This window comes from Pseudomonas sp. GW823-FHT02F05 (assembly GCF_058797315.1).
This window is the reverse complement of the sequence record NZ_JBXAJM010000002.1, coordinates 205,761-231,682: the sequence shown is the minus strand read 5'-3', so window position 1 is coordinate 231,682 and position 25,922 is coordinate 205,761. Positions and strand designations below refer to the sequence as shown.

Genomic DNA, 25,922 nt, shown 5'->3' with positions numbered 1-25,922 from the left:
CAGCATCCATAAATATGCAGGAGGGACGGGGTAGGGGACTTGCATTGACCGGCCGGTAGTGATTATTGAGTATTGAACTGCGCGAGGACAGCCTGAATCATCGTAGTGATTGTGCTCAACCAATGGTCGCTCAATCGATTCTCTGCTACATAATATTTGTAGTGACTATGAAAAAGATGATCAATCGATGAAACACCTCGGGCACTACTATAGAACACTATAAAGTGGACGGACGGCCTGCTGAGAACGACGGTATCAGAAACGTAGTTGTCAGAGCGGATGGAATTTATATTTTCGTCAATGATCAACAGGTCCACGGGGCAACCAGGGACTTGCGATAATTTAATCACGTCATCCAGGGACGATAAAGGTACAACACGATAGCAGCCGTTACGCGCCAAGCTCTTTTCGATACTTGTCCGATCGCTTAAGAGCGAGCTTGCGATGATGATCCGAAGTGGAGTCATACGGGAAACCCTCATCAGTTTACCAGTAGCGTCAACATAAACGACGCATTGACAGTGCCAGCGGAGGGTTTGTTCTCAAGCTGGTAATACGCGGCGTAGAGATCAATGCTTCTATTAGAGCCAGAACCAATGACTGGGTAGTTGGTACCAAACTCTAAAGTCTTAAGGCCAGGGTTAAGTATTTGTATACCGATACCCTTGGCAGTTGAGTCAGGTGACGGCCCTGAAACGCCCTGCCCGAAAGAGGTATGCATAGGGTCTACACGGTAGGACAGATTGTAGCTCCCGACGGTTGTAGCACATTTGCTGATACCGATGCTGAAGGATTGCGGCGCAAGTCGCGTGCTGGCGCCTTTAAATTCACTGAGTAAGGCATTGCGTAGAGTGACCTGAGTTATGTTATTGTCAAGTCTGCACATAACATCCCTGAAAGTTGCTCTGCCAAAAGTACTTATCGAGATACTGGCCAACGGGTTTACGGGGTCGTCCGATCCATAAATTCTTACGTTGCCAATAGTATAATGCGCCATCGAAACGGATCCTGACGCAATGGGGCCGTATTGCATGATCTGCATATTAACCGTGTCGTAACGAATGCCGTCACCAAGTTCTTGCCTTCCTGAGAACGTTCGACCATCTATGATCAGTCTAACGCCAACTCCGGGTTCGCCAGTTGGCAAAATATCATTAATGATCGGGCCTTTATTACTCTCTGTGACGGCATAAAGTGTTATCCCGGGGGGACATTCCAGGTCTATAGTATTTTGAAGTGTATTTTCGACCTCGAGTAGCGTCTTGTCAGTGCCGGAAGTACTGGAGTAATGAAAGGTTGAATTAAATAAGTGGCCTACGCCCATCCTCAAATGACCTGTGCCGCATTTGGACTGCGCAAAGGCCGATTGGGCAAGAAATAGATTGCTCGCCAGACAGGCGATTAAAAAGAAAAAACGAAGTAAGTGGTGCTTGAGTTTTGCACGGCACATAAGAATATCTCAAAGATACTGAGTTAGATTTTAAGAGAGTCAACTATTAGGCCGCGTCTCTACCAAATAAATCTGCATAGACCAAAAATTCAGCAGCAGAAACAGGTTTGCTATAGTAATAACCTTGCACAAAGTCACATCCCAATCGCTTAATTCGAGTGAGGTCCTCGTCGTTTTCAACACCTTCTGCGACGACCTGTAGACCAAGATCTCGCGCGAGTTGGATGGTACTTTTCAGGATGGTTTCAGTTCGCACACTCGCGCGTGCATCCGTAATAAACTGCCTATCAAGTTTCAGCAGGCTGAACGGAATACGCGCCAAGCGTTGCAACGAAGAAAAGCCCGTGCCGAAATCGTCGATAGCGCATTTGATGCCGCGCAGGTGCAATTGGCTGATGCAACCGGCCAAGCCGCTGTCGAACTTATCACCCTCTTGTTCTGTAATTTCAATCAACAGGCGGGCCGGGTTGATCTTTTCCTCGGAAAGTTGCTGCGCGACATTTTCAGCCCACTCAACAGAACTCGCAACATCACTTGTAACGTTGACGCCAATGCAGATGTCTTGTGCGTTTGAAGGCAGTGACTTGAGCATCGCCAGGCTTTGATCAAACATCCTATGCCACAGCAACAGGCGTGACTCACGGGTTTGCAGCAGCGGAAGGACGCGTTCTGGGCCCCAAATGCTTTCCTCCGCGGTGATCCAGCGCATCAGCGCTTCACCACCATGTAAATTCCCAGTAGTTGGGCAATGTATTGGCTGAAAGTACGCGACGATATGTTGAGCGAACAATGATTGTAATCGCTGAGTATTTTGGAGCTGCATGGACTCGTCCTTGGCACGCGCCATTAGGCAACCTAAATCACTGAGTAATAACAGAGGGTGGTGAGCGATTTTCACATTCACACCTTTGTGATCAGCATAGGCATTGATTGACAAGTCAAGCGTCGGGCAACGCGTGCTGCGCAGCAAGACATTAGTATCACGGCCCTTTGTCGCAATTACGTTGATCAGTTGCAAACCTGTGACTTCCAACATATCCAGATCAGTAATCAGCAGGTGCCAATGTTCATGATCTAATGTCGAGAGCGCATATTTTCCACTGACAGATCGGCATCGATAGTGTGAGTGGTATTCTTCAAGCGTGCTTCTAGCCTGTTTCCGGCGCTGAGCATCATTAGATATGATTAGAGCTTTTTGCATGTTCATGGCTTTATTTAGAGCGTCAAGGTTTGGAGCACTCAAAGCGCTCGAGAGCAATCATTCTGCTCTGCTTTAGATGCAAAAAAAATAACACTTTGTCCTATATGGAAATAGGAATAGTCCTACCAGCAAGGAGTTAAAATTATTGCCGCGCAGCGAGTAGGAATATTCCTACTCGTGAATAGGATTGGAGTGGCTTTGCTAATAAGAATTCTGGCAATTTCTAGTTGACCCGATTTCTTTCATAGTGTGCACCGCAAAGGAGTTGGCCTGCTGACGGACATTGCGAAACATACACCTCATTAATTCGGAAAGAGTAGTTATGAATAAGAAAGTTATCGGTTTCACCCTGAGTGTTTTTTCCGGCCTGATCGGCGGTACTGCATTTGCCGCAGATGGCACCATCGCTGTGTCGGGATTTGTAGTTGCCAATACCTGTAAGGTAGAGGCGGGTGGTACGGCTGGCGGAAACACTACCGTGGTGCTGGATAAGGTCAGCACGGCGGCGCTGGCTACTGCGGGCAGTACTGCAGGTTTCAAAGGATTCAGCATTAAGCTGAGCGGCTGTGAAGCAGCAATTACCGGTCAGGTAAAGGCCGGCTTTGAAGTGGGCGCCACTACCGATGTCGCTTCCGGTCGCCTCACTACCCAAGGCGCGGCACAGAACGTGCAGTTGGAGCTGCGCAATGAAGACAATTCAGTAATCAAAGTAGGTGATAGCAGCACTGTTAAAGGCGCGACATTGGTATCGGGCGGCGCAACGCTGAACTACCTGGTTGGCTACTATGCCGCCCGCGCTGGCGTAACGGCGGGTGCCTTGAATAGCTCTGTAACCTACAGCGTTATTTACCCTTAATGCTTACGCCGGGGAAAGTCTGTGGACTTTTTTCCGGCGATTATTACAGGCTTGACGGTAATATGAATACTTTTGCAAAAGCTTCCAACTTATGGGGCGTGTGCGCGGTTTGTTTGTTTTTCTCACTCAGCGTACAGGCTTCTATTGTGATAGATGGCAGCCGAGTTATCTATAATCAAAAAGAGAAGGATGTCACAGTAAGAATAACCAATGAAGGGCGTCTTCCTTCGGTTGTTCAGTCATGGATTGACGCTGGCAATATTTCAACAAACCCAAGCCTGATTAAGGTGCCATTTCTGTTGACGCCACCCATGGCGAGAATTGATCCGGCAAAGAGCCAGGTTTTGCGTCTGATCTACACCGGCGAAAAACTGCCGGAAGACCGTGAGTCAGTCTTTTTTCTGAATGTACTGGACATACGCCCGAAACCGGATAATGCGCAATCTTTGAGCACTATTCAGTTGGCGATCCGAACCCGAATAAAGTTATTTTTCCGGCCTCAACACCTAACCGGCGACGTCGCTAAAGCTCCAGCTAACTTGAAATGGAGTGTCGTCAACTCGAGCGGAGGTTGGAAGTTGAAAGGTGAGAACCCCAGCGCCTTTCATATTTCCATGGTCAACATTGTTTTAGCTGCGGGGCAGACCAGCGCCTCCATTGGTGAAGGCATGGTGGCTCCCTTTGAAAAAATTGAGTTCGCGTTGGCGGTGGCTCCTGCTCTCGATACGCAAGTAAAGTTTTCGTCCATTGATGACTATGGTGCAGCGCGCGAATTCGTCGCCGTATTGAGTCGGCAATAATTTGTCAGCTGTTTAACTGTAGTGACTGGTCGAGCCCTGTTTAAGGCTTAATCTGCTGTCGCCTCAATGATGACCCTATTATGAATTTTTTTTTGAGCTCCGAGTTGCCCAAGCGTCATGAAAGCTGGCTCGCATTCAGCTCCGCGACGTGCCTGTTTGTGGGATCATTGTTCGTCGTGCACGGAAGTGCGCATGGCACAGAGTTGGAGTTCGATCCAATTTTCCTGCAAGGCGGTGTGAAGCATTCTGATTTGGAAAAAGTTGCTCATGCAGATTACGTTGCGCCCGGCGTCTACCAACTTGATTTCGAAGTTAACGGGGTAATCACTGCTCGTGAGGAGCTCAGATTTATCACACCAGTGGCTGGTAAGAGCGCTGAACCCTGTTTGACGGTCGATCTGCTGGATCGCTTGGGTGTCGATCTGTTCAAATTGACGGTTGTCGATAAACTCAATAAACAAGCATGTGTTGCGTTGCTGGCTAACATCGCGGACGCCAGTGTGGTCCCCGACATGGGTGATCAGCGCATAAGCATCAGCATTCCTCAGGCATACTTGCGGCGAACGGCACAAGGCTATGTTGATCCGTCACAATGGGATACGGGCGTTACGGCCGGTATGCTCAATTACGATTTCAATCATTTCTACAGTTCCGCGCAGAGCCGTGGCGCCCAGCAGTATCTTGGGTTGCAGGCCGGCTTGAACTTTGCGGACTGGCGCTTGCGCTCGGACTCATCGTTGAGGGGCGATAATGACGGCCACTCATGGCAAATGCGCTCCCTTTATGTGCAGCGAGAAATCCGCCCTTTGAGCTCACAGCTCACGCTGGGTGACTCTTCCACCACCGGTAGTCTGTTCGACTCGTTCACTGTGCGTGGGCTCCAGTTGGGCAGCGATGAGCGCATGCTGCCGGACTCACAAAGCGGATATGCACCTGTGGTCCGGGGGATTGCCAATACCAATGCCAAGGTCACGATTCGCCAGAATGGCTATGTCATTTATGAGACGACTGTGGCGCCGGGCTCTTTTGAAATCAGCGACCTTTATCCTTCGGGTTATGGAGGGGATCTGCAGGTGGTAGTGGCTGAGGCAGACGGTAATACGCGCCGATTCTCCGTTCCGTACGCGGCCGTTGCTCGGATGTTGCGCCCCGGGGCGCAGCGCTACAACATCGCTTTCGGGCAATATCGCGACGGGTATTCAAATAAGGGTGAGGAGTGGGTAGGGCAACTGACTTACGAGCGCGGTTTGAATAATCTGTTTACCGGCTACACCGGTGTGTTGGCCGCTCAAGGCTACCTCTCGCCAATGATCGGCGCCGCGATGAACACGCCGGTCGGCGCGTTCGGGCTCGACCTCACCCAAGCAACAACTAGAACGCCGCACGAGGTGGGCGCCGGCACAGTCTCTGGGCAAAGCCTTCGCTTGTCCTACAGTAAATCCGTTCCTGACTGGGGTAGCACGGTGTCGGTGGCGGCTTACCGCTACTCCAGTAGTGGTTACTACAGCTTGCGGGATGTGATGAGCATGAAAGTCGATGCTAATCGCGCAAAAAATGACGCGCAGCGCTATTTAGATTATGTGGATAACGATTACTTCAATGGCGATTTCAGTCGCGAGTTCGAGCGGCGATCGTACTTGACCCAATCTCATCGTCAACGCAGCTCGATGCAGGTCACGTTGAACCAAGCCATCGGGACAGGCTCCTTGTACTTGACCGGTTCCTCCAGGGCTTACTGGCAGCGGAGCGGGGCAACCACGGATTACCAAGTGGGTTATAGAAACAGCACGCGGCATTTCACTTACAGTGTCTCGGCGATGCGGTCCCAGAACGACTATGGTGGGTCAAATCAAGTGAGTGCTACGATTTCCGTGCCCCTGGGAAACCGTGTAAGCGCTTCGTCGGCCATCAGCTTCTCGAACCGTGGTGTTGATACTCAAGCGGGGGTCTTCGGCACATCCGGGGACCGCGACCAGTACTCATGGTCGGCCAATGCCAATATCGATGAAGAGCGCTCCAAGTCCACTTCCCTCAGCGGCGGCTATACAGGTTCGTCGGGTATGTTGAGCGTTTCGGCCACCGCAGGGCGTGGTTACCATCAAGGATCGCTTGGCGCGTCCGGCTCTGTGGTTGCCCATCCAGGCGGAATAAGTTTTGGCCAGCGCGTCAGTGATACGTTCGCCATCGTCGAGGCTCCAGGGGCAGCAGGGGCCGCGATCACCTCTCAGGTAGGTGTCAGCGTAGGTGGTGACGGTTACGCGGTAGTGCCCTACTTGACGCCTTATCGGCGTAATCACCTGGATATCGACCCGGCAGGCATAACGACAGATGTCGAACTCAAGTCAACCAGCGAACAGCTTATCCCTGCAGCAGGAGCTGTGTTGATGGCCAAGTTTGAAACGGTCAAGGGGCGCACGACTATCATTGATCTGCAAATTGCCGAAGGGCTCATCATTCCCTTTGGTACCGAGGTTATCAATGAGACAGGGATAGGGACCGGCATTGTCGCCCAAGGGGGGCGAATACTGGCTCGGGGCTTGGACGAGAAAGGCACCTTGCTGGTCAAATGGGGCGACAGCGAATCTGAGCAGTGCAGGGTAAGGTACTCGCTGGTGACTGAGCAGGGCGTGAGGTCGGCAACCGGGCTTGAGCGCATCAGCGCGGTGTGCGCTCAGGCAAAGGGCTAGCTAGCGTTACGGCGCCTTGAGTGCTGCCGACGTTCACCAAACCGAAAAATTGACGATAGTGTGATAGAGCTTGCGTAGTCTTGGCAGGCAATCTAAAGGCATCAGAAAATCTGAGCTATTCTAGCCAGAGGCAAAGGTTCGGATTCATTACCCGTCGGCCCTTAATGTTCATTGTGTGAGAGCCCAGAGATTATCTAAAGGCCATAAAAAGAAGGGTCTATGTTTAATAGTAAAAGTGCCATAAATGTAATAGTGGCTGATGATCATCCCGTGGTGGTGTTGGGCATTTCCAAGATGGTGGCGGGCGTGAGTGATCTAAACCTGGTTGCCACGGCAACCAACATCTCCGGACTGTTTCAGCACTTGCACACATCTGAGTGCGATGTATTGATTTGTGATTACTCGTTTGAGGACGACGACGAGCCGGACGGTATGTTGTTACTCGAACGGATTTGCCGCCTTTATCCATTGCTCAATATCATTTTACTTACATCACACGATGAATTGATGATCGTACAGCGGGCAATGCAGCTTGGGGTGGCGGGCTTCTTGAGTAAAGTCAGCGAGGAGCTGTCTATATTGCCGGACATCATCCGTCGTGTGCACAAGGGTGAACGGTATCTGGATGCTAATACTTCGAAGCTAATGATCGATAATATGATTGCAAATCAAACTTCTCGTCATGCGCGCGTGTCAACCGAACTCACCAGTCGTGAGCTTGAAGTGCTGAGACTGTTCTGCCGGGGCATGTCGGTGACAGAAATATCCCACTATACTTCTCGCAGCGTCAAGACAATCAGCACGCAGAAAAAGAGAGCCATGCTAAAACTAGGTGCGAACAATGACATTGAGTTAGTCAATGTGTTCAGCAAGCTTTACTAGCGAGGAGTTCTGATCATGCTGGGATCGCTGTGCAGACGGTTATTTCTACGTTTGGGAATTTCAATTCGTAGTGATCTCGGAACTTCGGAGCTCACAGATCGTTACTATCGCCGTTTGCTGGTCGGTGGTGGCGTGATTGTAAGTTTTGCTGTGTTTTTAGCAGCGATTACTATTGCTATTTTGCTCAGTTGGCGTTTTTTTTACGGCGCAGGTCTTATCTTTCAAAGCGTGCAAGGGCAGGTGCAGGAAAAAGTCAACGGTATCCAGTTACGGTCCAATGAACGCAGTCAAGCCGATGAGGTACTGTGGACACTGCATGAAGGAGACCGTAGCCAAATTCCTGTCCAGCTATATTGGGATAGGTTGGTGAATAATCAAGGTTTGGTGCCTACCGGGCCAGACGTAACACTGGTTCCCTTTACCCTGCTGGCGAACACTGATGTGGACTATGAGCCGGAGTATTTTGCGGAGGTCTTTCGCATTGCGAGAAACGCTTCAGCCAACTCTCTGATCTTCTCCAGCACACTGGGTTTTCCAGCGCAGATGTACGTTTATTCTGTTGACCACAGTTCTTTGATTCTCTGGCCCCCCCTTAAGGATGACGAGGTGGGCGAGGTCAAAATAGAAGGATCCCGAGCGTTTATAGAGCGGTTTATCAATTCCGTAGATCGGGTTGTTAAGGGTATTATTACAACTTCCCCTGGGCAACAGCGAGGCATTTGGGTGCATGGGGATAATGCAAAAGATATTGGGAGCTTTGCAACGACTGTTTCTCACAACGGGGAAGTGGTAGCCATTAGGGTAATAAGATATTCAAGTGATTTTTTCAATTCTATTTTTAACTCTTCCGAAAACTATCATGGTTATTATGTAGCCTCCAAGGAATTGGATGTTATTTATAATGGCAATAATGTGCCATCGCATGTTACTGGTATCGCAGAATCCGCATTGAAAAAACTTTCGGATGCTCCGCATCTGGATCATAATTTTGTGCATTATAGCAACGGTGTTTTTTATTATCATGCGAACATTGTCGGGCCTGAGTGGGTGGTCATACGTACCTTCACGTGGGCGGAGTTTTTCGGCCAATTAAAATACTCCTTCTTGGTTGTTGCATTTGTGACATTATTTGTACTGTTTGCGTTATGGATGTTTATTTTGTTTTTGGCCAAAATGGTACTTACCCCTCTACGTGATGATGCAAGGAAAGTGTATGAGAGTGAAGCGTTCAACCGGACAATATTGACGACGTTACCCATTGGCGTGACGGTTTTCGATTCATCGGACCATACAACGTTACTGCAAAACGATAAAGCTCGGGCGTTACTGGGGTTCTCTTCGCAAGAAGATCAGTTTTATCTCAATCTTCTGGAAAAACACGCATGCGGGGCGGAGCAGGTCGGCGCTCCGTGCTCAGGTGTCAAGGAAGGTCACACCGTTGATACTTCGATTAGTACGGACAATGGTGAGAAACGCGAATTGTCTGTCACGTTTATTCAAACACGGTATATGCGCAGGGAGGTGGTGTTGTTTGGACTGGTCGATGTGACTGAGCAGCGGGCCGCCGTCGCATTGTTGGAAGAGGCGAAAGAGGCGGCCAATCAGGCGAATATTGCGAAAAGCCTATTTCTCGCAATGATGAGTCATGAGATTCGTACGCCTTTACATGGCGCGCTGGGCAATCTTGAATTGCTCGCCTTGGAACGTCTTACACATCGCCAGCAGCTGAGGGTGGCGACTATTCGCAAGGCCTTCGACTCGTTACTTGCGATCATTAATGATGTCCTTGATTTGTCCAAGCTCGAAGCAAAAAAAATGCGCCTGAGCCCCGAGCCCTTTCAACTTGATGAGTTAATGGAGCGGTGTGCCCAAACATTTGCGCCGATCATTCTGGAAAAAAACGTAAATTTCGTTTGTCTGATTGATCCAGAGTTATCCGGTTATTGGATGGGTGATGGTCACCGGATCCACCAGATCTTGATGAACTTGTTGAGTAACGCACGGAAGTTTACTGACGCGGGCACTATTACGCTGCGTGCGACGCAAGGTGAAGCGGCTAAAGGCAAGGTCTGGGTCCGGCTATTGGTTGCTGACACAGGTATCGGTATCCCCCTTAAGCAACAGCAGTACATTTTCGAGCCTTTTGCTCAAGCTGACGGATCTGTGAGCAAGCATGTTGGTGGTACCGGATTAGGCCTTACGTTATGCAAGCGAGTCGTTGAGTTGGCCGGGGGCATTATAACCGTGGACAGCGAGCCTGGGACGGGCTCCTTATTCACCGTCCATATTCCTCTCACCCGCGATATCGATAGACCCCCCTCAAGTGGACCTTCAGATCACGCGTTCGACCGCGTCTTTATCATTTGCGATTCGCTGCTCTGGCAACACAACTTGATCAAGCAATTACAGTTGTGGTTTCCTAATGTCGAGGTGATAGCTAGCAGTTCAGGTGAAGCGCCGTATGGCGGAAACAACCAGACGGTCTTACTTTTGGTCGGTGTTAGTGATTTATCAGCTACTTCCTGGAAGGCGCATGCATCATCTTATCTTGATACATTGGTGGTAACGGCCGGCGGCCCTTTGTACCCCGAGCGTCAAGGCAATGAGCTGCACGTGACTTCTTTCTCAAACGCCATGTTGGAGTTAGCGTTGAAAGCTTGTGGCAACCGCGATGAAGTCTTTGCAAAAGAGGCCTTAATCCAGGCGTTGGAGCATATGGTGCACTCAGCGACTCGTGTGCTGGTGGTTGAGGATGACCCGCTCAACAGGACTCTCCTTGAGCATCAACTGGAAACGCTTGGTTATTGCACTGTAGACAGTGCTTCGAACGGCAAAGAGGGGCTGGATCTCTGCCTCTCACAAAAGTATGACGTTATTATCACCGACCTCGGTATGCCGATCATGGATGGCAGATCGCTGTTGTCGGCGCTACGAGAGCTCGACATCATGACGCCTGTTGTCCTGAGTACCGCCGAGACGGAGGGCGATTCTCTACGAAAGGACTCTGGTTTCGCCGGGGTCATGAGTAAACCTGTCACGATTGAAGGGGTCAGGGCCGTACTAGACCTCGTGCTGGGTCGCCGCCAAGACGCTTCCGTGAGTGGGGGAGCAATGTCTTTCCAGCGCTGGCAGATGGAAGACATGCAAGCTGCTTTTTTGGCCGGATGGGTGGCTGATGAGAAAGCCTTGCGTACCGCGCTGGAGGCTCAGGACACCAAGCGTTTCTTGGGACGATTGCATCGTCTCAAAGGAGCACTGTTGGTACTGGATCAAGCAGCATCCGTCAGAACTTGTGACCAGTTGAAAGATGCAATTATTTTACGAGGGCTTCACAACGCAGTAACGCTGGCGGATGACTTACTGTGCGAGTTAGATCAAATGAGGCGAAGTTGGAGTTGTGAGGGGGATTGATATGAATCGCCCTTGGTTTCGGAGACAGCTCCAAGCTGAATGGCTGGATGCTAAATAGACGCGACGCAGTTCCAGGGCCGCAGTTCGCAATACTCTCCTGAGATCGTGTCGCACGCCCACATCGTCAGAACTGCTTCCGGACACGTCTTCGTTGTGAAACGGTGCCCCTCAGCTCGACCACATCGAAGCCGCGTAGCGCAGCGTCCAGCGCTTGCGGCCCCGCACTCATCGTCCGAATTTGGGCCTTTGCGCCGCTATTCGTGATGTGGTGTAAGCGTTGGCGAACTCGGACTGCTCAATCGTGCTCCTCGTTAGGCTCTCATTGAGCTCGGTATAGATTCTCAACCCTTCGCCAGCCGCTACGGATTCCAACTGAGCACATTTCGTACCTAACGACTCAATAGCCACCCTCTCAAGGCGCTCATCCTTGCGATCACCTTGATGATTCTCGACCAAAAGCCTGTAAACCGCTCAGAGTCCTTTAGCGCTGGCCTTTGGCAAATGTCCCTGAGTGCGGCGGCGATGGTTTTATGGGATTTAGTGGAATTTCATTACAGACTATTGGGGTCCCCTGCTAACAACGAGGGTACCGCGAGCAACTCGGTGGTCTGAGTTGAAATCAAATCAATCAGTGGCCTGTAACTGTCAGCGCAGAGTTGAGTATATCAGCTGTATTTATTAGGGAAAAATCGTGATCAGTGTGCTGTCGAGCCTCAGGCTGGCGGCATCCTTTTCAAACCATTCCCTCAGATATGCCCCCAATGTAGCAATCCGCCGGAAGTGAATCGACCTCCATGGCTTGGCGAAAGGCAGAAATGATCAGCCTTAACGCTTCACCGCCCCTGGCGAGCTTGTGTCGTGTGAGCATGGCAACCTTTTCCCGCTGCGTCAGATATCGTGCTCAATGCTCGGTCTGTTTTTTCAAAAACTTAATATAAACGACCGTAGTGCGGTACACGACTAATATTCGATCATGCTCCGGAGTTGCTTTTCAGCTGTCTTTAACGCTTCAATACTGATGAGCAGATCTTCTTCGCGTTTGACTACTGCCATTTCGCGGGCTAATAATAACTCCTCTTTATGTTTTAAAAGAGTTTGTTGCTCGTCAAGTTTTACATATTTACCCAGTAGTGTCTCTTTGTGGTTGGCGAAACTGGAAATCAGTGATTTGAGGTTTTCTTGAATTGTTTCAGATTTGCTTGGTTCGTCAATGTGGTGAGCGGATTCATATTTTATATCCGAATGGTCGCGCGTGGCGGGTGTTGCCGGCGCAACGCTTTCATATGACGCTATGATACTAGTCTTGCATGTTTCCGAAATGATTTCGTTAAGTGGAGATGGGAGCGCAGGTTGGTACTCATCTTTATTTTGTGGCGTGCCGCCAGCGGTTGAATGCGCGCTTGGGCATGTTAGTGGATTGTATGCTAAGAGGCTCATCAGCCATTGCTCGCTGATCTTTAAGCTGTAATGGCTGCTTACTTGGGTGCATCGCACCTCTGACTCGGTCAGATCGAGCAATACATACGTGGAGTCGCTCTGCCGGGAGGGCAATGCACACGCATCACGAATAATATTTTTGAGCACTTGTACTGCTGTTGTGAGTATTTCATGTGGAGCGTCGTACATGCTCAGTATTTTTTCGTCGCCTTCAACGGAAGAGAGGTAGATTTTGACTAAATCATCGCTTCCTTTCTCGTTAAGGCTATACGCCAAAAATGTCTTTTTTATACTGCTGACTGTGAAGCAGCACAGGGCGACGGCATTAAGTGATTGCCTGCTGGCGTCAGGCACTTCGATTGTTCGTAATAGCATGACTGGTCTGGCTCGATAGGCTGAGTAGGGGAATATCCCGTATTCAGAGTAGCCAGTCGAACCTGACGAGGTTGTCAGATAATCCTTACGCAGCCATAGATAATTCGACAGCTCTCAAGGAAGAATCGGATTCACTGTCGACGATGTTTCATGAACTACACGCTGTGGTTAAGGTGCTTCGAGAAATGAAGTGCGTATTCGCACGTGCTTCGAGCCGCTGCTCTAGGTGATTCGACGGTCATGATTGATATAACCCATTTAACCAAGCGATTCGGCAATGCCGTTGCAGTAAACAATGTGTCTTTCAAGGCAGTAGCGGGAGAGGTCCTTGGAGTTCTGGGACCCAATGGCGCAGGCAAGTCAACAAAGCTCCGTATGCTCGCCGGTTTCGTGTCACCCAGTTCCGGTACCGCCACTTTATGTGGTTTTGATATCCGCCGTCAGTCCCGCCAGGCGCAGGGGCTGATCGGTTACGTACCGGAGAAATGCGCTTGCTACAGCGAGATGTCCGTGATTGGTTTCTTGACGTTCATCGCTGAGGTAAGAGGCTTGCGTGGCCGCGAAAAGAAAATGCGGGTCATGGCCACGCTCGAGCAACTCGATTTGCTTGAAGTACGGGGCCAGACGATCAACCTTCTCTCCAAAGGGTTTCAACGACGCGTTGGCCTGGCCCAGGCACTCCTCCATGATCCCAGAATATTGATCTTGGATGAGCCCACCGATGGCCTTGATCCGAATCAGAAATACCGACTGCGTGAGCAAATCAAGACGTTGGCCCGCAATAAAATTGTGATTATTTCTACGCATATTCTGGAGGAGGTAACTGCATTGTGCAGTCGTGTACTCGTCATGGACAAAGGTTGCCTACTTGCGGACGGCAGCCCCAGCGAACTGGAAAGCCGTTCACGATATCACCAGGCGGTGACGTTGTACTCTACACGGCCATTGGACGTGATGACGCTGGCAATGCTGCCCGGCGTTGCGGGGATCGAAGCCGGGCCTGAGCGCCATAGTGTGAAGGTACTGGCGCGCGCGGGTTCGGTCATCGTGCCGGCGATCAATCGGCTTATCTTGAGCCGAGGCTGGGAGGTGCCCCGCCAAGAGGTAGAGCGTGGCTCATTAGGCGAAGTTTTCCGCCGGTTGACCCGGGAGGGCTGACCATGAGCACTTTATGGCCGCTGTTCAAGCGCGAGATGTACAGCCATTTCATCACCTCGACTGCCTACATATTCGTTATGTTACTGTTGGTGCTGAGCGGTGTAAGCACGTTTTATCTTGGCAGCTTTTACGAGCGCAATCAGGCTGACTTGGCGCCGTTCTTCGATTACCTTCCCTGGCTGTTCGTCGTGCTGTTACCGACACTGGCTATGCGCATGTGGTCTACAGAACGACAGACTGGTTCGATTGAGCTGTTGATGTGCCTTGGGGTCAGTACCTCCAGCGCCGTATCCGCGAAGTTCCTGGCAGCCTGGCTGCTCTGCGGGCTTGGACTGGCGTTGACATTTCCGCTGTTGGTAACCGTCAACTATCTGGGAGAGCCGGATAACGGTGTCATTCTCTGCGGTTATCTGGCCAGTTGGTTGCTGGCGGGTGCTTGCCTGGCAATCGGCGGGTGCATGTCGGCCCTCACTACAAACCCACTGATTGCCTTTCTCGCTACTCTGGCGATGTGCCTGGCTTTTGTGGCCTGTGGCTTTTCAGTGGTCATGGATCTTTTCCGCTCCTGGGTCGCATTGCCATGGCTCGATGGCATTGCTTCTCTTAGTTTTCTTACGCATTTCGAGGGGCTTTGCCAGGGCGTCGTCGATCCACGGGACCTGCTGTACTTCTGCAGTCAAATAATTGTTTGGCTCGCTGCGACCGTCATTGCGGTTGAATTGAAAAAGGCGGTGTGAGGCCATGTCTTTCAAATCAACGAAACGTTCATGCTTGCGCCTGGCCGCTATCATTGTCGGGTTCGTGGTTGTCAACTTTGAATTGGCGCCGCGCCTTGCGCCGATGCGGCTGGATCTGACTGAACAGCAGCTCTACACCCTGAGCCCTGGCACCCGCCAGATTCTTCAGGCTGTCACCGAACCCACGGATCTGTATTTCTATTTTTCCAGCCAGGCTGCCAAAGACCTGATGGTCATGCGCAGCTATGCGGTTCGTGTCGAGTTATTGTTGCGTGAGTACGAGCGCGCGTCGAACGGTAGGCTGCGGGTGCATATCGTTGACCCGCAGCCATTTTCTGCAGACGAAACGCGGGCACTTGAACTTGGGCTGCGGGCAGCACCCATCGGCCAGGGAGGCGCGCCGGTTTACTTTGGCTTGGCCATCACTGATGCCTCGGGCCATCACGCCAGCATCGGATTCTTCGAGCTTGAACAGCAGGCGTTTCTTGAGTATGACATCAGCCGTACGCTGCAGGTGTTATCTCGTACTGCGCGACCCGTGATCGGCCTGATGTCCTCGCTGCCACTGTCGGGCGGCTTCGATCCGCAGTCGGGGCTCACCCGGCGGTCCTGGCGCATCATGCCCGAGATCGCCAGCGCATTTGAGGTGCGTGAACTGGCGCAGGACCTGGCTACCCTGCCAAGCGACCTTAGTGTGTTGATGTTGGTGCATCCGAAACGCCTTTCCAACACGACACTTCGTGGCATTGACCAGTTTGTTCTGCGTGGCGGTCGATTGCTGGTGTTTGTCGATCCATACAGTGAGCGGGACGTGGGCGACAATTATTTTGGGATCCCCAGTAAAGACAAGTCATCCAGTCTGGCACCGTTGTTCAAGGCATGGGGTGTCAAACTTTTGCCCGATAGCGTATTGGGCGATGGGCAATACGGGCAATTTGTGTCCCTGGGGCAACGTGCCGAGCCAGACTGGCAGCCGACGGCCCTGGGGTTGCCGATGGCAGCAATGAATTCTGAGGATGTGATCACGGCAGGTCTCGGCCGTATCAACCTCACGACCGCCGGGATCTTGAGCGCAGTGGCGGGTGCAACTACGACTCTCACACCCTTGCTTCACAGTTCGCAGCAAGCGATGCCCTTCAAGACGGCACGGTTGGATCATCTGGAAAACCCGGGTGAACTAGCGAAGTCTTTCCACCCTACGGGTGAACGCTACTTGATAGCGGTGCGCCTTCAAGGCCCGGCGCATTCGGCTTTTGCCAACCCGTCCGAAGCGGTTAGTCCGACGGAGCAGATAAACGTTGTGGTAGTGGCCGACACCGATATGTTGAGTGACAACCTGTGGGCTGATGTTCAGGGCCACGGGGATCGACAGGTCACAGTCCCCTGGGCCGACAACAGTATGTTCGTGCTCAACGCGCTGGATAGCCTGTCCGGGTCGGATGCCTTGATCGGCTTGCGTTCTCGGGGCCGCTTCAGCCGAACGTTTACTGTGGTCGGAGCCTTACAGAAGCTGGCTCGCGAGCGCCATCGTGACATGAGCCGGGACCTGCGAGGCAAACTCGACGAGGCTGAAAACAAACTAGCCGTTTTGGCGCAAAGGCACAGCAGCGATACGCCGCTGACGGCAGAGCAGAAAGCCACTCTTGACCAATTCAGTGCTCAGAAAGTTGCGATCGAGAAAGACATGCGCCATGTGGCTCGCCAACTCAATGTTGAAGTCGAGCAATTGGGGGAGCAGGTGAAGTTAATCAATATTGTGCTGATGCCTTTTCTTCTAACCTGCATAGGGCTGTGTGTCGTTCTTTGGCGAAAGCGTAGTCGACGCTTTACTCAAGGCTCACGTCCATTCTCCTACGCATGAAAAGAGCAGTAAAAAACATCCGTTATACAAAAGCCGTGGACAATGGCGCAGCATGTCTTCGGGGGTAAACAATCTAGATGCGCTACCGTTGATAAGTTGAATTCAAGGTCAATCGTCTGGACGATCACGAAGCTTTTATGGAGGACTGACTATTAACCGTTTGCAACGTAGCTTTTAAGCTGGATTCACTCATTTGAGTTCGTGAAAGAAGGTAAAGAGCATGAAAAGGTTGCGCAAAAAAGTCGCTCTCGTAACCGGTGCCTCCAAGGGTATTGGTGCAGCGATTGCCAAGCAATTGGCCAAGGATGGTGCCACCGTGATTATAAATTATGCCAATAGCCGCGAGGACGCCGACCGGGTCGTCTCGGAGATTTTGCAGACCGGTGAGCGTGCCTACGCTGTGCAGGCCGATGTCTCCAACAGTGTTGATCTCAATGCGCTGTTCAAGACCATTGTGCACGAACACGGCCACCTCGATATTTTGGTCAACAATGCCGGTGTCTACGCAACCAACCCATTGGCCGACATCACTGAGCAGGAGTTTCATCGCCAGTTCAACCTGAATGTCCTGGGGTTGATCCAGTGTACCCAGGCGGCGGTGGCGGTGTTTAACCCGGCCGGTGGCAGCATCGTAAACATCAGCTCAAGCGTCACGTCATTCACGCCGGCCAATTCCACCGTCTATACGGCTTCCAAGGGTGCTGTAGATGCGATTACTCGAACCCTGGCCAATGAACTGGGGCCGAGGAATATCCGTGTCAATTCGGTGAACCCTGGCCTGGTTGTGACCGAAGGTGTGCACGCCAGTGGCTTTTTCGAAGATGCGTTTCGCCAGAAAATCGAAGTTATTACACCGTTGGGTCGCATTGGCCAGCCTGAAGATATCGCTCCGGCAGTGGCCTTCCTGGCTTCGGCGGATGCAAGTTGGATAACGGGGGAGGTTCTGATTATCAGCGGCGGTCTGCACTAAGCCTGAGCATCATGCTCGCGTAAATAGTGGCGGGCGACTGTGACATGACACGCTTGAAGGCCGTACTGAACGTACTTTCCGACTCATAACCCAAGGAGAACGTGATGGTGGACACCGAGTCATCGGAGTTTTTCAAGCGGTCACTAGCGAGCAACATGCGCCAATAGGTCAGATACTCCATCGGCGCGGTGCCGACCACCTGTTTGAAACGCAACGCGAACGCCGAGCGCGACATGGTGGCCCGCTGCGCCAGTTCCTGCACGCTCCAGCGGTGGGAAGGTTCGCCATGCATTGCGCTCAACGCGAGGCTGAGGTGGCGGTCAGCCAGGCCAAAAAACCAACCGATGCCTATGCTGTCCAGCGTCGCCAAATGCGCGCGCAGCACTTCGACCAACATGATGTGCGCTAGGTGTTCATTCATCAACGATCGGCCGGCGCGTTTCTGCTGCAGTTTCGAGGTGAATCGCTCAAGGGCCCAGCGCAGGATCGAAGCCTGTGGTTCCTTGCTCTGCACGTGCACCAGCGTGGGCAAGAGCTGGGTGGGAAGGCCTGTAAAGTCAAAGCGGCCGCCCACCAATTGAGTGTCATCGCCGCCGTAGCTCGGGTCGAGTTCATCCGCTGCCAGCGTTTGAAAGTGACCGTCCGAATCCATGACCGGTTGGGACATATCACTGTAGAGGGTGAACGGCATGCCCCGGGTCATGAGAAAGCAGTCACCTTGATCAAGGCGTTGGGGGTGTTGTTCGCCGTCCACTTGCAACCAACAACTGCCCTTGACGACAGCGGTGAATTTGATGCCCTCGCGCTTGGGGAAGTTGAATGCCCAGTCGCCCCCAAGAGTGAGCGTGGCGGAATGATAATTACGAATTCTCAATAATGATAAGACGTCGGACAGAGGATCTATGTACCACCTTTTTGGACGGAAAATAATTTAATTGGCATTTTACACCAGAGTTAATCCAATAATCACACGTAAATATGAGGTTCAGCATGCAAGTTTCTCTCGATAACTTTTATGGCCCGTTGATAAACGGCCAATTTGAAAATGGCGATAAAGAACGTGCATTTGCCGCCGTTGATCCTGCGACAGGTAGGCATTTGGCTTATATCCGTTATTGCGAGGCGGCCGATGTCGATCGTGCGGTCCAGGCAGCCCAGACCGCCTTTCCGGCATGGCGTGCGCTGGGACAACAAATGCGCGCTCGCCTGGTCAATCGGCTGGCGGATGAAATAGAGCACCATAGCGAACGCCTTGCTCGCATCGATGCCCATGACGTGGGGCGCTGCATCAGCGAAGTACGTAGGGACTACCTCACCGCCGTTCGTCATTACCGGTATTTCGCCTCAGTCATCATGGCTCATGAAGACATCGGGCGCGAAATTGAAGGGGGCTATTCGATCGGCAGGCGTGAGCCTCTGGGCGTCTGCGGGCAGATTATCCCGTGGAATGCGCCAGCAATCATGGCCGCGTTCAAGCTCGCTCCAGCGTTGGTGGCGGGAAATACTGTGGTATTGAAACCCGATGAAAATGCCTCATTGTCGACACTTGAATTGGGCAAACTGATTAATGGCATTTTTCCCGCCGGTGTGGTGAACCTAGTGACCGGATTGGGAGAGATCGCGGGTGCGGCGCTAAGCGAGCATCCACTGGTGAGAAAACTGTCGTTCACCGGCAGCACTGAAGTGGGCCGGATAGTCGCAGGTGTTGCCGCAAAGCGGCTCGTGCCTTCAACTCTCGAGTTGGGCGGAAAGAGCGCCAACATCGTGTTCCCTGATATCGATGACATTGACGCGGTGGTCGACAACGCGACGTTTGCCGCGATTCATAACAATGGCCAATCCTGCCTGGCCGGTACGCGATTGTTTGTACATACGGACATTGCTGAGGTGTTTAAGCAAAAATTGATCGCGTCTTTCAAGCGGACTACGGTGGGCTCACCGCTGGAGGAAGGCACTAGTGTCAGTTGCCTGATCAATGCGCGCCAGGGCAAGCGTGTACTGGAATACATCAATCTGGGCATTCAGGAAGGTGCTGAACTGCTGGCGGGAGGATCCAGGGCCGATGTTCCCGGTTGTGAACACGGTTACTTCATACAGCCAACGTTGCTGCTCGCGCGCAACGACATGCGCATCTGCCAGGAAGAGATCTTCGGCCCAGTATTGTCATTGATTTTCTGGGATGACTATGAAGCGATGATCGCCCAAGCCAACGATACCGAATATGGCCTGGCATCAGGTATCTATACCAGCAATCTTAAATACGCCATGGAGACAGCAGAGCGCCTGGAGGCGGGATCGGTGTGGATCAATCGCTACTCAAACATAACAGACGGTACGGGGTTTGGGGGGTATAAAAATAGTGGAATCGGTAGAGAATTTTGCCGAGAAACATTGAATGCGTATACCCAGATCAAAACCGTGACCGTGCAAACCGACGTACCCACGCCTTGGTTCTCCAATGCGGCAGTATAGGTCTGACGAATAGATATGCTGTATTCGTTTTAGGAATATTGCCTCCCTTCTGCGTGTTTTCTGTGCCTCAGCGTGCAAGCACAGATTGGCGTAGAGGGGCATTTGGTCAAGATAAGCTGGAATTTATCTGGACTAAGTATGGCGCGATTGCTTATAGGCCTGATTACTCTATAAGTTACTTGTTGGGGTGGATTCAAGACGCCTCCGTGACGCCTTCCAAGACAGCTTCCCTGATGTGAAGCGCAAAAGATAAAGACTCTGAACTTCGCAACGGAGCTCTTCATTTCATACGCACCCACCTTCCTTAAAAACAGCCCATAACGACGATGAACTGCTGTTCTGCCCAATAGCGTGCGCCTTCAATTGCATTGTGTAGATTGGTTGTCGTGGTGTAAGTAAAATCCTACAGCAAGTATGGATTTCTCTGTTGGTGCAGATGGATTTCTGCGGTAGGTAGGATTTGCAGAGTGTGTAAAATTCTCGAACTCTTATAAAAAGGGTGAAGTTAATTAATTGTCATTGCTAATTTTGAGGTCCTATAACTATGTCTATTCCGATCCGGCTTATTCTAGCGTCATCTCTCGTCGGCCTGTTTGCAAGCTCGGCCATGGCGGCGGATGGCACCATTAAGTTTACGGGTGAAATCACTGCCGCATCCTGCACTGCATCACAAGGGGCTGGTACCGCTGTTACCGGCGGTAAAGGTAAGCAAGTAATTGATGTAAAACTGGGGAAGGTTACTATGGACTCCCTGGGGGGAAGTCCTACCGGGATCGTCGCGGGTACGGCGATTAACATCAATCTTGACTGTGGCAATACTGCTGCTGGCCTGACCACAGTAAAGGTGCAGTTTGACCCGAATTCCGGTTCGGGCGTCGACTTGAAAAATAATAATTTGCTGAGAACTACAGGTGTTGCCACCGGTGTGGGCATCGGCATTTATGACAGCAGCAATAACCTGATTAATTTGGCTGGTAACGGTACATTCAATGCCGCGCTGGTAAAGACGGGTACCGATCCTGATTTTAAATACTCCGCTAATCTGAACATGCGCGCAGCGTATGTCGCTAATGGCGCAGCCATGACACCCGGTACCGCAAATGGCGAATTGCCATTTACCCTAACTTACGAATAAGTTGGTAACTAGAGAAGTACGAAGGTACTTCTCTGGTTTTTCACAGGAAATAATATGAACTCGATTTCCAGATGCGTCCTGGCAGGATTCGCGTTGCTGTTCACTGGCGTGGCCAGTGCAGGTATTACTTTGGGTGGGACGCGGATTATTTATCCTGAAACACTCAAGGAAACGTCCATCATGGTCAAGAATGATGGTGAAAAAGACATCATGGTTCAATCTTGGATAGACCCGGACCCCGCTTTTCCGGAGCAAGACGTTCCTTTTGCATTGACCCCGACTCTTAGCCGTTTGGGCGCTCAAAAACAGCAAAGCCTGCGCATTTTTTACTCAGGCAAGGGATTGCCCGCCGATAAAGAGTCGGTGTTCTGGTTAAGCGTTCAGGAAATCCCTCAGAAGTCGGAAGACGATAACACTCTGCAGATTGCGATCCGCCAACGTATCAAATTGTTCTATCGGCCGACTGGGCTCAAGGGGTCCGAAGTGGAATCTGCCAAACAGTTGAAATGGAAGTTAATCAATGAAACAGGTAAGTCGTGGCTCGTCGCTAGCAATGCATCACCGTTTTATATTTCCTTTGGGGAAGTCAATTTAAAACATGACGGTAAGCGCTATGCCGTTCAGTCGAAAATGATTGGGCCGGGGCAGACTTTAAAGTTCGCCATTGATGGAGTCGGTGTGCTGTCGGCGCGCAGTAACATTAGCGTCGAATACAAAGCAATTAATGATTATGGTGCCCCCCAACCTTTTGTCAGTGATGTGGCGGCGGGTTGATATTTTCCGAGTGCCCGCGAGTGCACGGTCAATAGAGTAATTGCCGAAAGCAGTTAACAGTTCAGATGTAAGGCGGAAGTTTATGTGGGCATTTCGTTCAGGGAGTCAGCGCGCAATCACGTTGTTCGGGAGTCTGAGTTCGTCGGGTTTGGTTGTGCTCGGCGCATCGGTACCTAGTGTGGCGTACGCCGTGGAGTTCAACGGCGCCTTTCTAAGCAAGCAAGGTGCACCCGTTGAACTTAAGTATTTCGAGCAGGGCAGCTCAGTAGCCCCTGGTCGTTATAATGTCGACATTTACTTAAATCAGCAATTAACACTGCGCCAAAGCATCGAGTTTTTAGTCGATCAGAAAGAGGGGGAGGTAAAGCCTGTTATTCCTCTGGGCGTTCTAAAATCGATCGGTGTCAATGTTGCTCGCCTGGAGCAAGAAAAACTTATCGCTGCCAAGAGCGATGATAAAACACCCGTTAATGTCGGATCTCTCGTGGCAGGCGCCGATGTTGAGTTTGATGTGACTGCGTTGGCGCTGCAGATCAGCATGCCTCAGGCGTATGTACAGCGTCAGTCCCGAGGTTACGTTGACCCCTCGCTATGGGATCACGGGATTACAGCGTTTTATTCCAACTATCAGACAAACTTCAGCCGCAATATCAACCAGGGGTACACCAACGATTACCGCTATGTCGGCTTGCGCAATGGCTTCAATATTGGCGTCTGGCGTCTGCGCAACGAGTCGTCGATATCCGGCTCCACCGGTCAGCGCGAAAAGTTCTCCAGCAACCGCACCTACGCTGAACGCGACATTGTTAGCTTAAAGGGCAAGCTCTCGGCGGGGGAGCTCTATAGCCAAGGCGAAATTTTTGACAGCGTGCGGTTTCGCGGTGCGCAATTGTCTTCGGAACTGGGGATGTTGACAGATGATGAGGTTGGATTCGCCCCTGTGGTGCGTGGTATTGCTGAAACGAATGCAACGGTCGAGATCAGCCAGAATAATTACGTGATTTACTCGACCACGGTACCTGCGGGCGCGTTTGAAATCAGTGATATTTACCCCAGTGGTTCAAACGGCGATCTCAGTATCAAGATCATCGAAGCCGACGGACGCGAGCGCCAGTACTCCCAGGCATACTCCTACTTGCCGGTGATGACTCGCCGTGGCAACACGCGTTATAGCCTGGCGGCCGGTGAATACAAGACCCAAGGTCAGGCCGCGCCAAAATTTACTCAGGGCACTCTGGTATATGGCGTCACCGACAACTTTACCGGTTATGGGGGAGTGATTGCTGCACAGGCCTATAAGGCCCTCAACCTGGGGGTAGGGGTCAACTCTCCCTGGGGTGGATTATCCTTCGATGTGACCAATAGCAGCTCCCAGGAACGTTCCGGGCGTAAGAATATGGGTCAGAGTGCCCGGTTTCTGTATTCCAAGACGTTGAGCCAAACCGATACGACCTTCACCATGGTCGGTTACCGTTATTCCACTGAGTCCTATCGCACGTTCAGCCAGCATGTTGAAGGGCAGGAACAGGTTGCAACACCCTACTATGGTCGGCAGAAAAGTCGATTTGACATGAACGTCAACCAGTCACTGGCAAGCCGCGGCTCGGTGTTCTTGAGTGTGGGAGAAACCAGCTACTGGAATCGACAGGGCAGTAACCGACGCTGGCAGTTTGGGTATAACGGCAGCTATTCGGATATCAGCTACAGCTTCGCGGTATCCCGTACCGAGGGGCAGGGCGGAAACCAGCGTGCAGATAACCAAATGACGGCCTCGTTCAGTATTCCGTTTGGCGATGTTCGCCGCTCACAGCGGCTGTACACCAGCGTAACGACCTCGAACCAAGGCGATTCGGCGATTCAGACGGGCATATCCGGTAACTTGAATGATCAGAACACCCTCAATTATTCGGCGCAGGGCAGCCACAGTAGGACAGCGGGCAGTTCTGCCAACCTGGGTTTGAGCTGGGATGCTCCCACCGCAAAAGTCAGCGGTAACTACGGGCAGGGTCGAGACAGTAAGCATTTGGACGTTGGCGCCTCGGGTTCTGTGGTGGTGCACCGCGACGGCGTTACTTTGGGACAGCCCGTCGGCGAAACATTCGCTTTGGTCGAGGTGCCGAATATCAAAGGAATTGGTGTGGATTCTTCCAATGCTGTTCGTACGGACAGTAGTGGGTATGCGGTTGTACCGTATGCTCAGCCGTACCGTTATAACTGGATCAACTTGGAAACGGCTACTTTCAACAGCAGTGTCGAAATCGCAGAAACTTCACGGCAAGTCGTTCCGACGCGTGGCGCGGTAGTCAAGACGAAATTTGAAGCTGAATCCGGGCGCCGGATTCAGTTCGCGTTGCGTACAAATAATGGTCAGAAGCTTCCGTTTGGTGCGCAAGCGGTTGGTGAAGGTGGCAGGATATTAGGGACCCTTGATAACTTGTCGAAGTTGCTGGTATTTGGCGTTAAGGATAAAGGCGACTTTGAAGTTCGCTGGAGTGATGGCAGTTGCCATGTCACCTACGACGTGCCTGCGGTTAATCGGGATCTGATGTACGAAAAATATGATGCGGTGTGTGTGGGTAAATAGTATTTCATAGGGGACAGCGGCCAGCTGTTGATATTAAAATATACTTTAATGAGCGGATATTCGTATGAGATGGTTTTTTTTGTTATTGATACTTCATTCAAGTTGCTATGCGGCGATCGTTTGTTCGCCCGTATCTACAGCATTAAGAATATCATTACCTAACCAATTTGATTGGCAGAACGAAAGCCACGCTGACGGCATGATCTCTAGTGACTGGCATACTGCACTGAACACAAAAGTATCGGTGTGCGATGGGAGTGGTATATATTCATTTATTCATAATGCCTCTGGGGCGAGCTTAGGTAATTATTCTTATGGTTCAAAAAACTATGCGCTATATGCCACGCCGATAGAAGGTGTTGGTTATATTATGGAAATACGAACCGTTAGTGGCGTTTGGTATCCAGTGTCGGCGCCGGGGTTCGTTTCTTGGACTACGAATGGTACCGTTGTCTGGTTAAAACAACAGCCGGTGGCACTTGGTGTCCGAATCAGGCTTGTGGCCAGTCGTAAAACATTAAACTCTGGCTCGTATAGCATTCCGTCGTTTAATGTAGTGAGCTCGTACTTTAACACTAATACTCAAGACATTTTCATGGGGAGAACTACCACTTCTGGTGCGACTCTAGTTGCAAAGTCGAAGTCCTGCACTTTGTCCTCTCCCAGTTTGGTAAAGCTGCCAGAATCAAACTTTTCAAAATTTCAATCTGTCGGTGATACTTCTGGCGATACGAGCTTCAAACTTACTCTTAAGTGTGCCGATGCGTTTGTAGGCTATACCGTGGAGTTTTACATGACGGACGCCTATAGCTGGAGCAATTCGGGGTTAACGCTTTCCGGTCAGGGGGCCGTCCGTGGAATAGCCATTCAAATCGTGGATGGTCCTCGCCCCATACGTTTTGGTTCGTCACCCACCACTTTAAATACTCAGACTATCGGTTACGTGAGTGGGGCGGGGGTAAGCACACTCGTTAAACAACTCACTGCGCGATACGTGCGCATCGGCAGCAAAATGTCTCCAGGCCTGTTAACGTCAGGTGTTACTGTCACCTTTATGTATGACTGATCAGCGCAGCCGAATTGGGGGGGCAAGCGATGTTGAGCTTGGGCGCTAGGTTTTATTGCCCTCACA

17 protein-coding genes and 1 pseudogene are annotated in these 25,922 nt (G+C 51.4%); 14 read left to right on the top strand and 4 right to left on the bottom strand.

Features of this window, described 5'->3' with window-relative positions; genetic code table 11:
- Positions 1-481: 481 nt before the first annotated feature.
- Both AC1RAC_RS03590 and AC1RAC_RS03585 read right to left on the bottom strand, forming a co-directional pair.
- A complete protein-coding gene (locus AC1RAC_RS03590; RefSeq protein WP_492616262.1) occupies positions 482-1,450 on the bottom strand; it encodes a fimbrial protein in 969 nt (322 codons plus the stop codon).
- Positions 1,451-1,496: 46 nt separating this feature from the next.
- A complete protein-coding gene (locus tag AC1RAC_RS03585) occupies positions 1,497-2,657 on the bottom strand; it encodes an EAL domain-containing protein (RefSeq protein WP_492616261.1) in 1,161 nt (386 codons plus the stop codon).
- A 316-nt stretch (positions 2,658-2,973) separates the two neighbouring features.
- Here AC1RAC_RS03585 and AC1RAC_RS03580 point away from each other — a divergent pair, with 316 nt between their 5' ends.
- From AC1RAC_RS03580 to AC1RAC_RS03560, 5 genes are all read left to right on the top strand, one after another.
- Positions 2,974-3,507 carry a fimbrial protein gene (locus AC1RAC_RS03580; protein WP_492616260.1) on the top strand — a complete coding sequence of 178 codons (534 nt, stop codon included), beginning with the start codon at positions 2,974-2,976 and terminating at the stop codon, positions 3,505-3,507.
- Between the two features lie 62 nt (positions 3,508-3,569).
- Positions 3,570-4,307 (top strand): fimbrial biogenesis chaperone, encoded by a 738-nt coding sequence (locus AC1RAC_RS03575; RefSeq protein ID WP_492616259.1) that lies wholly within the window; start codon positions 3,570-3,572, stop codon positions 4,305-4,307.
- Positions 4,308-4,387: 80 nt separating this feature from the next.
- Positions 4,388-6,994 carry a fimbria/pilus outer membrane usher protein gene (locus AC1RAC_RS03570; protein ID WP_492616258.1) on the top strand — a complete coding sequence of 869 codons (2,607 nt, stop codon included), beginning with the start codon at positions 4,388-4,390 and terminating at the stop codon, positions 6,992-6,994.
- A 219-nt stretch (positions 6,995-7,213) separates the two neighbouring features.
- On the top strand, positions 7,214-7,876 hold the full coding sequence (locus AC1RAC_RS03565; protein ID WP_492616257.1) for a response regulator: 663 nt from the start codon (positions 7,214-7,216) through the stop codon (positions 7,874-7,876).
- Positions 7,877-7,891: 15 nt separating this feature from the next.
- Positions 7,892-11,287, top strand: a complete 3,396-nt coding sequence (locus AC1RAC_RS03560) for an ATP-binding protein (RefSeq protein WP_492616256.1) — start codon at positions 7,892-7,894, stop codon at positions 11,285-11,287.
- 960 nt (positions 11,288-12,247) lie between these two features.
- Here AC1RAC_RS03560 and AC1RAC_RS03555 read toward each other — a convergent pair.
- Positions 12,248-13,078, bottom strand: a complete 831-nt coding sequence (locus tag AC1RAC_RS03555; RefSeq protein ID WP_492616255.1) for a hypothetical protein — start codon at positions 13,076-13,078, stop codon at positions 12,248-12,250.
- 261 nt (positions 13,079-13,339) lie between these two features.
- Here AC1RAC_RS03555 and AC1RAC_RS03550 point away from each other — a divergent pair, with 261 nt between their 5' ends.
- The 4 genes from AC1RAC_RS03550 to AC1RAC_RS03535 all read left to right on the top strand — a co-directional run bounded on the left by AC1RAC_RS03550 (position 13,340) and on the right by AC1RAC_RS03535 (position 17,825).
- Positions 13,340-14,257, top strand: a complete 918-nt coding sequence (locus AC1RAC_RS03550) for an ABC transporter ATP-binding protein (protein ID WP_492616254.1) — start codon at positions 13,340-13,342, stop codon at positions 14,255-14,257.
- 2 nt (positions 14,258-14,259) lie between these two features.
- Positions 14,260-14,994, top strand: a complete 735-nt coding sequence (locus tag AC1RAC_RS03545) for a heme exporter protein CcmB (protein WP_492616253.1) — start codon at positions 14,260-14,262, stop codon at positions 14,992-14,994.
- Positions 14,995-14,998: 4 nt separating this feature from the next.
- Positions 14,999-16,855: a GldG family protein gene (locus tag AC1RAC_RS03540; RefSeq protein ID WP_492616252.1), complete on the top strand. Its 1,857-nt coding sequence runs from the start codon at positions 14,999-15,001 to the stop codon at positions 16,853-16,855.
- Between the two features lie 220 nt (positions 16,856-17,075).
- Positions 17,076-17,825 (top strand): SDR family NAD(P)-dependent oxidoreductase, encoded by a 750-nt coding sequence (locus AC1RAC_RS03535; protein ID WP_492616251.1) that lies wholly within the window; start codon positions 17,076-17,078, stop codon positions 17,823-17,825.
- Here the strand turns inward: AC1RAC_RS03535 and AC1RAC_RS03530 are convergent.
- Positions 17,822-18,729 (bottom strand): annotated as a pseudogene (locus tag AC1RAC_RS03530) (AraC family transcriptional regulator). The gene AC1RAC_RS03535 and the pseudogene AC1RAC_RS03530 overlap by 4 nt on opposite strands.
- An 86-nt stretch (positions 18,730-18,815) precedes the next feature.
- Between AC1RAC_RS03530 and AC1RAC_RS03525 the strand changes: the two are divergent.
- From AC1RAC_RS03525 to AC1RAC_RS03505, 5 genes are all read left to right on the top strand, one after another.
- Positions 18,816-20,297, top strand: a complete 1,482-nt coding sequence (locus AC1RAC_RS03525) for an aldehyde dehydrogenase family protein (RefSeq protein WP_492616250.1) — start codon at positions 18,816-18,818, stop codon at positions 20,295-20,297.
- A 544-nt stretch (positions 20,298-20,841) separates the two neighbouring features.
- Positions 20,842-21,432, top strand: coding sequence for a fimbrial protein (locus tag AC1RAC_RS03520; protein ID WP_492616249.1), 591 nt, complete (start codon positions 20,842-20,844; stop codon positions 21,430-21,432).
- 54 nt (positions 21,433-21,486) lie between these two features.
- Positions 21,487-22,206, top strand: a complete 720-nt coding sequence (locus tag AC1RAC_RS03515; RefSeq protein WP_492616248.1) for a fimbrial biogenesis chaperone — start codon at positions 21,487-21,489, stop codon at positions 22,204-22,206.
- 82 nt (positions 22,207-22,288) lie between these two features.
- Positions 22,289-24,790: a fimbria/pilus outer membrane usher protein gene (locus AC1RAC_RS03510; RefSeq protein ID WP_492616247.1), complete on the top strand. Its 2,502-nt coding sequence runs from the start codon at positions 22,289-22,291 to the stop codon at positions 24,788-24,790.
- 64 nt (positions 24,791-24,854) lie between these two features.
- Positions 24,855-25,856: a fimbrial protein gene (locus AC1RAC_RS03505; protein WP_492616246.1), complete on the top strand. Its 1,002-nt coding sequence runs from the start codon at positions 24,855-24,857 to the stop codon at positions 25,854-25,856.
- Positions 25,857-25,922 lie beyond the last annotated feature (66 nt).

Excerpts from the sequence above, each read along its gene's own strand:
- AC1RAC_RS03590 (WP_492616262.1), bottom strand. The coding sequence starts at position 1,450 with ATGTGCCGTGCAAAACTCAAGCACCACTTACTTCGTTTTTTCTTTTTA.
- AC1RAC_RS03585 (WP_492616261.1), bottom strand. The coding sequence starts at position 2,657 with ATGAACATGCAAAAAGCTCTAATCATATCTAATGATGCTCAGCGCCGG.
- AC1RAC_RS03580 (WP_492616260.1), top strand. The coding sequence starts at position 2,974 with ATGAATAAGAAAGTTATCGGTTTCACCCTGAGTGTTTTTTCCGGCCTG.
- AC1RAC_RS03575 (WP_492616259.1), top strand. The coding sequence starts at position 3,570 with ATGAATACTTTTGCAAAAGCTTCCAACTTATGGGGCGTGTGCGCGGTT.
- AC1RAC_RS03570 (WP_492616258.1), top strand. The coding sequence starts at position 4,388 with ATGAATTTTTTTTTGAGCTCCGAGTTGCCCAAGCGTCATGAAAGCTGG.
- AC1RAC_RS03565 (WP_492616257.1), top strand. The coding sequence starts at position 7,214 with ATGTTTAATAGTAAAAGTGCCATAAATGTAATAGTGGCTGATGATCAT.
- AC1RAC_RS03560 (WP_492616256.1), top strand. The coding sequence starts at position 7,892 with ATGCTGGGATCGCTGTGCAGACGGTTATTTCTACGTTTGGGAATTTCA.
- AC1RAC_RS03550 (WP_492616254.1), top strand. The coding sequence starts at position 13,340 with ATGATTGATATAACCCATTTAACCAAGCGATTCGGCAATGCCGTTGCA.
- AC1RAC_RS03545 (WP_492616253.1), top strand. The coding sequence starts at position 14,260 with ATGAGCACTTTATGGCCGCTGTTCAAGCGCGAGATGTACAGCCATTTC.
- AC1RAC_RS03540 (WP_492616252.1), top strand. The coding sequence starts at position 14,999 with ATGTCTTTCAAATCAACGAAACGTTCATGCTTGCGCCTGGCCGCTATC.
- AC1RAC_RS03535 (WP_492616251.1), top strand. The coding sequence starts at position 17,076 with ATGAAAAGGTTGCGCAAAAAAGTCGCTCTCGTAACCGGTGCCTCCAAG.
- AC1RAC_RS03525 (WP_492616250.1), top strand. The coding sequence starts at position 18,816 with ATGCAAGTTTCTCTCGATAACTTTTATGGCCCGTTGATAAACGGCCAA.
- AC1RAC_RS03520 (WP_492616249.1), top strand. The coding sequence starts at position 20,842 with ATGTCTATTCCGATCCGGCTTATTCTAGCGTCATCTCTCGTCGGCCTG.
- AC1RAC_RS03515 (WP_492616248.1), top strand. The coding sequence starts at position 21,487 with ATGAACTCGATTTCCAGATGCGTCCTGGCAGGATTCGCGTTGCTGTTC.
- AC1RAC_RS03510 (WP_492616247.1), top strand. The coding sequence starts at position 22,289 with ATGTGGGCATTTCGTTCAGGGAGTCAGCGCGCAATCACGTTGTTCGGG.
- AC1RAC_RS03505 (WP_492616246.1), top strand. The coding sequence starts at position 24,855 with ATGAGATGGTTTTTTTTGTTATTGATACTTCATTCAAGTTGCTATGCG.